Origin of the sequence: Pantoea sp. Pa-EAmG, from assembly GCF_030024295.1 — a bacterium.
Taxonomy (GTDB): Bacteria; Pseudomonadota; Gammaproteobacteria; order Enterobacterales; family Enterobacteriaceae; genus Pantoea; species Pantoea dispersa.
Genome location: NZ_JASEWO010000332.1, coordinates 1 through 1886, shown reverse-complemented (window position 1 = coordinate 1886; position 1886 = coordinate 1). Strand labels below are relative to the sequence as shown.

At 52.2% G+C, this 1886-nt stretch carries 3 protein-coding genes; all 3 read left to right on the top strand.

Features of this window, described 5'->3' with window-relative positions; translation table 11 throughout:
• Window positions 1–1046, top strand: a 1046-nt coding sequence (gene pyrC / locus QMM04_RS22365; protein ID WP_282997090.1) for a dihydroorotase, incomplete at its 5' end; no start/stop codon positions are given.
• A 68-nt stretch (window positions 1047–1114) separates the two neighbouring features.
• Window positions 1115–1360: a DNA damage-inducible protein I gene (dinI, locus tag QMM04_RS22360; protein ID WP_039337104.1), complete on the top strand. Its 246-nt coding sequence runs from the start codon at window positions 1115–1117 to the stop codon at window positions 1358–1360.
• Between the two features lie 142 nt (window positions 1361–1502).
• Complete coding sequence (locus QMM04_RS22355; RefSeq protein WP_282997089.1) at window positions 1503–1772, top strand: hypothetical protein; 270 nt, start codon at window positions 1503–1505, stop codon at window positions 1770–1772.
• The last annotated feature ends 114 nt before the right edge of the window (window positions 1773–1886 follow it).

Sequence of the window (1886 nt, the reverse complement as noted above, 5' to 3'; positions counted from 1 at the left end):
TGACAGCCCAACCCCAGCAAATCACGATTCGCCGCCCTGACGACTGGCACATCCATCTGCGCGATGGCGCGATGCTCAATGCAGTACTGCCTTATACCAGTGCGGTGAACGGTCGTGCGATTGTCATGCCAAACCTGGTTCCGCCAGTCACCAGCGTTGAAGCCGCTGTTGCTTATCGCGAACGCATTCTTGCCGCGCTGCCAGCAGAACATGCTTTCACCCCACTGATGACCTGCTACCTCACGGATTCATTAGATCCGGATGAAATTGAACGCGGCTTCCGCAACGGCACTTTCACCGCCGCTAAGCTATACCCCGCTCATGCCACCACGAACTCCAGCCATGGCGTTACCAATATTGATTCCATTGCCAAGGTGTTAGAGCGTATGCAGCAGCTCGGTATGCCGATGTTGGTTCATGGCGAAGTCACGGATTCACACATCGATATTTTTGACCGCGAAGCGCGCTTTATTGAAACCGTGCTGGAGCCGCTGCGTCAGCGCTTCCCGGCATTAAAAGTCGTCATGGAACACATTACGACTAAAGAAGCTGCGGAGTACCTCGCGGCAGGTAACGAATTCCTTGGCGCCACCATCACGCCTCAACACCTGATGTTCAACCGTAACCACATGCTGGTGGGCGGCGTGCGCCCGCATCTTTATTGCCTGCCGATTCTAAAACGCAATATCCATCAGGAAGCGTTGCGTAAATTGGTCGCCAGTGGCAACCGTCGCGTGTTCCTTGGCACGGATACCGCACCCCATTTGCGCCATCTGAAAGAAGCCAGCTGCGGCTGCGCGGGTGTATTTAACGCACCGACCTCTCTGCCGGCCTACGCCACGGTGTTTGAAGATTTGAATGCGCTGGAACACTTTGAAGCGTTCTGTTCAGAGAATGGTCCCAACTTCTATGGCTTGCCACTCAACGAAGGCACCTTAACCCTGGTACGTGAAACCTGGACAGTGCAGGAAAGCGTTCAGGTCGCCGACGATACACTGGTCCCCTTCCTGGCCGGTGAGACCCTCAACTGGCGCATAAAAGAATAACGTTGCATCTGTTGCCTTCGGCATAATTATACTGTACAAATAAACAGTATATTATCCCGGAGGCTTTTATGCGTGTTGAAATTACCGTTGCGAAAACTCAGCCCCTTCCCCCAGGCGCACTGGATGCACTCAGTGCAGAACTGACCCGCCGTATTTCTCGTGATTTCCCCGATGACGATCACCATGTCAAAGTCCGCTATGCCGGCGGCAACCAGCTCAGCGTATTCGGCGGCGGCAAAGACACGCGGGAGCGTATTAGCGATATTTTACAAGAAACGTGGGAAAGTGCAGACGACTGGTTTATTACTGATTAACTGCCGCAGTGCCGTTTTACCGGGTTTCGCCACCCGGTTTTTTTGTTTTTATTTCCCCCTCGCCAGATAAACTCGCTGCATCTAGACTCTGATCAAACGATCCCCTATTCTTGCCTCGTCATGCTTACAGGAGGTGTTTTACATGACTACTGAAAAACCAGAAGAGGCGATGACCTTTGGTGAGTTACTGGCTTTAATTGCCGAACAACAGCGCCGATTAACCGTGCTGGAAAACGCATTTGCCAGTTTAACGTTCTGTCTCGACGATCGTGCCAGTCAGTTACTGGTGCACAATCTGTCGCTCGAAGCACAAAACCAGAACCATGACGCACAGTTACAGCAGCATTTTACCCGGTTAGCGGAAGAGATTCAGAAACGCAATGGCCAGTCGCCCACAGAACCTCAGGCCTGAGACCAACACTTTCTCTGGTGTCGAGAGTGCCTAAAGTTTCTGGTTTGGTAAGCCGATAATGCTGTTACTGATACGCGTTAGTTTATCGAATAAATGCCCGTCTCACTGGGCATG

Coding starts and splice junctions, on each gene's coding strand:
- dinI (WP_039337104.1), top strand. CDS start 1,115: ATGCGTGTTGAAATTACCGTTGCGAAAACTCAGCCCCTTCCCCCAGGC.
- QMM04_RS22355 (WP_282997089.1), top strand. CDS start 1,503: ATGACTACTGAAAAACCAGAAGAGGCGATGACCTTTGGTGAGTTACTG.